Annotated in this window: 3 protein-coding genes and 1 pseudogene; 3 read left to right on the top strand and 1 reads right to left on the bottom strand. The window is 68.7% G+C overall.

All coding sequences use genetic code 11. The annotated features are described in order from the left end of the window. Positions 1-345, top strand: a pseudogene (locus DD1DGNOD_RS29445) (glycosyltransferase family 39 protein); the annotation flags it as partial. Here the strand turns inward: DD1DGNOD_RS29445 and DD1DGNOD_RS14305 are convergent. Further along, positions 331-1800 carry a glycosyltransferase 87 family protein gene (locus DD1DGNOD_RS14305; RefSeq protein ID WP_131770363.1) on the bottom strand — a complete coding sequence of 490 codons (1470 nt, stop codon included), beginning with the start codon at positions 1798-1800 and terminating at the stop codon, positions 331-333. The pseudogene DD1DGNOD_RS29445 and the gene DD1DGNOD_RS14305 sit on opposite strands and share 15 nt — an antisense overlap. 212 nt (positions 1801-2012) lie before the next feature. Between DD1DGNOD_RS14305 and DD1DGNOD_RS14300 the strand changes: the two genes are divergently transcribed. Then, on the top strand, positions 2013-3509 hold the full coding sequence (locus DD1DGNOD_RS14300) for an NAD(P)/FAD-dependent oxidoreductase (protein ID WP_131766872.1): 1497 nt from the start codon (positions 2013-2015) through the stop codon (positions 3507-3509). Between the two features lie 30 nt (positions 3510-3539). After that, on the top strand, positions 3540-4237 hold a 698-nt coding region (locus DD1DGNOD_RS14295), incomplete at its 3' end, for a glycosyltransferase family 39 protein (RefSeq protein ID WP_206443172.1).

The raw sequence follows: 4237 nt of genomic DNA, 5'->3' as shown, positions 1-4237 counted from the left end.
GACCAGTTGGGTCCGGCGGTGTACCGGGCCATCGAGCGCCGCGGTGACCTCGACGTCAGGCAGATCGTCTACGCCGACACCAGCGGGCCGGCGCTGGTCGACTGGGTCGACTACGCGGTCCGGATGCGACGGGCCAGCGGCGCGGACTTCGCCGCCCGGGTGAACACCATGGCCGGACCCGGCCATGCGGTGTTCCTGGTCCGGGCGGACGGCTACAAGACCCTGGAAGGAGCCTGCGCGGTCGTCTCGGACCAGCTGGCCGCCCTGCGCGACCGCACCTTCCAGGTTGACCGCCGCATGGTCTACGAGGGTGCCTCGCTCGAACGGTTCTCAACTCTGCGCTGATCGACTCTGTATTCCTGTATCCCCTGGGGGCCGATCGACGGCATGCAGGCTCAGCGTCATCACCAGGAGCGCCATCGGTAGCGTGTAGTGGTTGAAGTACGACTGTTTGTTCATGACGTCGAGGGTCAGCAGCACCACGGCGGCGCCCATGCAGAACCCGGCCGCGTCCGAGCGCGCCCGCCAGGCCAGCCAGTAGGCGCCTGCCAGCGCGAGGAGCATCGGGACGAATCCGGTCCTGACACCGGCGTGGACCAGCACGCCGGGTATGGACAGCGAGTCACCCCGGACGGGGTAACGCAGGTTGGTCATCACCGCGTCCGCCCAGAAGTCCGCCGGCCCGGCCAGCACCCAGGGCGCGACCAGCGCCGCCGCGGCTGCGACCGCCACGAGCACCCGCCTCGGCCCGAATGCCGGCCACACCGCCGCGACCGGAACCAGCAGCGCCAGATGCTGCTTGCTGGCGAGGGCGAGGGCGAACGCGGCGACCGCCCAGCCCGTCCGGCCCGCGCGCACCGCCCACACCATCCCGGCCAGACAGGCGACGAGCAGCGGTTCGGTCCAGGACTGCTGCAGCGCGTACATGGACCCGGGGAAGACCAGCACCACCAGTGGCAGCGCCGCCGGGACGTCGGTCTCCGCGTCCCCGTCCCCGTCGGGGGCTATCGCACCGGCGATCCGGCGGATCGCGACGGCGGCGAGCACGAGCGCGAACAACAGGCCGTAACGGACGTCCCCGAGCAGCAACCGGAACGGTGCGAGCAGCAGCGTCGTGCCGGGCAGGTAGGGGTAGACGTCGAACAGCCCGTAAACCGGGTACTCGGCGCGGCTGGGCGCCCACTGCTGCCGGTACATGTCCGCGCCGTCGAGCAGGCCGCGTCCGGAGACCTGCAGCAGGTGGAAGACGTCGATCCGGGGCGCCGGCGAGGCGAGGATCATCGCGACGCCGGCGCCCACGACCAGGCCGACCACCGGCCAGAAGCATGCCGGCGAGGCGAGCCGGCGGGCTGCCCTCCGGCGGCTCGTCGGTGTCGAAGGGCTCGTCGGTGTCGAGGGATGTGCCCGCAGCAGGAGCGAGCCTGCGGTGAGCAGCCCGGCGGCCACCCCGAGCGCGTCGGAGACGTCCGCCCACCTCCCGGCCGCGTAGTAGCGGGGCCGCAGCGCCACACCGACCGTGAGCACCCCGGCCAGCCCCGTCCATGCGGCGCCATGCCAGTGCCACGCACGCCGCCGCAATCGGTCGGCGAGGCCGGCCGCCGCCAGCAGTACGGCGATCCAGCCGGCGAGCACGAAAACCAGCGGCCAGGGGCCTCGCCCGTCGCCCGCGCCGATGCCCACCGCGACGGCGCTCCAGCCGACCAGCAGCAGGGCCGCTGTCCCCCGATCCGGGTGGCCCGGGGACACCCGCCCGGGTGTGGTGGCCGGATTTTTCGCCCTGGCGGGTAGGGGCACTGCCATGACGTGCACCATGCCAGAGTGCGCGTGGGCGGCCGCCGGGCGGAGCCGAACCCGTTCGCCGGGGTCGTGTTGTCGCAGCCGCCAGGGGTCGCGGACAGGCGCCCGTCCGGGTCATGCCAGACTGAGAAGCAGGGCCGGATTATTGTCCACCGGCTTCTTGGTGTGTCGCGCGGATGACCATCGCGTGCGAAGTTGAGGAGAGGTCAGGCACAGTGGCCGAAAAGCCCGAGGTCGTCGTTATCGGAGCTGGACCGGCAGGTCTTACAGCTGGCTGGGAGCTGGTGAAACGGGACGTACCCGTGACGGTCCTCGAGGGTGACTCGGTAGTGGGGGGTATCAGCCGCACCGCGCAGCGTGAAGGCTGGCGGTTCGACATCGGCGGGCACCGCTTCTTCACCAAGGTGCCCGAGGTCGAGGCGCTCTGGCACGAGATTCTGCCCGACGAGGATTTCTTGATGCGCCCGCGGTCGAGCCGCATCATGTACAGCGGAAAGCTGTTCGATTATCCGCTGCGCGCCGGCAACGCCCTGCGCGGCCTGGGTGTCCTCGAGGCCGCGCGCTGCATCTTCTCCTATTTCTGGGCGAGGGTCCGCCCGCCGAAGGACCAGACGAAATTCGAGGGCTGGGTTGCGTCCCGTTTCGGCTGGCGCCTCTACCGGATCTTCTTCAAGACCTACACCGAGAAGGTGTGGGGGGTGCCGGCCAGCACGATCGAGGCTGACTGGGCCGCGCAGCGCATCAAGAACCTCTCGCTGTTCAACGCCATTGTGAACGCGGTCATGCCGAGGCGGAACCAGAAGGACATCGCCTCTCTCATCGAGGAATTCCAGTACCCGAAGCACGGGCCCGGAATGATGTGGGAGACCGCCGCAAACAAGATCACCGAACGTGGCGGAAAGATCGTCTTTGAGGAGAAGGTCCGCACGATCCACCATGAGGACGGCCGGGCCACCGGGGTGACCACGGTGGTCACCGGTGGGTACGGTCCGGCCGCGGGCGCGCCGGAGGCGTCCCGGACCGACATCGGCAGCGAGCACCACTACGACGCGGACGAGATCGTGTCGTCGATGTCGTTCTCCTCTCTGATACGTACGATGGATCCCCCGGCCCCGGCCCACGTCCTGGCGGCCGCAAACGCGCTGCGCTACCGGGACTTCCTCACCGTCGCGCTCGTGGTGCCCGAATCCGCAGGCTTCCCGGACAACTGGATTTACATCCATTCCCCCGAACTGCTGGTCGGGCGCATCCAGAACTTCGCGTCGTGGTCGCCGTTCCTCGTGAAAGAGGGACGTACCTGCCTCGGGATGGAGTACTTCGTCTTCGAGGGTGACGAGACCTGGTCGATGCCCGACGACGACCTGATCGCACTCGCATCCAAGGAACTCGCCGCCCTGGGTCTCGTTCCGGTGGACCAGGTGGAGCGCGGTTTCGTGGTGCGCATGCCGAAGGCCTACCCGTTCTACGACGCGGACTACAAGAAGAACGTGGAAATCATGCGCGGATGGCTTGCCGAAGCCGCACCGAACGTTCACCCGGTCGGCCGCAACGGCATGCACCGTTACAACAACCAGGACCACTCGATGTACACCGCTCTGCTGAGTGTGCAGAACATGGTGGACGGTGCCAACCACGACGTGTGGAGCGTCAACGTCGAGGAGGACTACCACGAGGAAGTCTCCCCCGGTTACACCAGCAAGACATCGCGTTAACCTGAGTCGGCGGGACTGGAGGATCTGACCGTGACCGACGTCGCGGTTCGGCCGGTGGAGAACATCCCCGATCCGGCCGGAGCGGGCCTGAACCGCCCTGACCGGGCGGTTCTCCTCTTCAAGGCAGCACTGTTCGTTGTTGTTGTCGGGGCAGTGGCGGTACGTTTTTCCGCCCGCCAGGCGTTGTGGCTGGACGAGGCCCAGAGCGTGGCAATTGCGCGGCTTCCGTTGACCGGGCCGGGCACGACGCTGTTCGACGGGCTTCGCCAGGATGGCTCACCACCGCTGTACTACCTGCTGTTGCACGGTTGGATCGAGCTGTTCGGAACCGGCACGTCCGCGGTGCGGGCCCTGTCGGCGTTGGTGAACCTGGCCGCCGCCGCGCCGCTGTACCTGCTGGCCCGGCGGGTGGTCGGCGCACGCGCCGCGCAGGTGGCGGTGGTGCTGTACCTCACCTCGCCGTTCGCGCTGTACTTCGCGACCGAGACCCGGATGTACAGCCTGGTGGTGTTCCTGACCGCAGCCGGCGGACTGGCGCTGGAGAGTACGCTGCGCCGGCGGTCGGCAGGTTCGGTCGTGGCGTTGGCGCTGTGCGCCGGCATGCTGGCGCTGACCCACTACTGGTGCTTCTACCTGCTGTTCACGGTGGCGGGGTGGCTGTTTCTGATCGTGCTGCGACCGCGGCCGGGATGGGGCAGGCAGGCACCGCTGGCGGGTCTAGGTGGCAT

Origin of the sequence: Candidatus Protofrankia californiensis (genome assembly GCF_900634765.1) — a bacterium.
Classification (GTDB): Bacteria; Actinomycetota; Actinomycetes; order Frankiales; family Frankiaceae; genus Protofrankia; species Protofrankia californiensis.
This window is presented reverse-complemented; position numbering and strand designations above follow the sequence as displayed.

Excerpts from the sequence above, each read along its gene's own strand:
- DD1DGNOD_RS14305 (WP_131770363.1), bottom strand. The coding sequence starts at position 1,800 with ATGGCAGTGCCCCTACCCGCCAGGGCGAAAAATCCGGCCACCACACCC.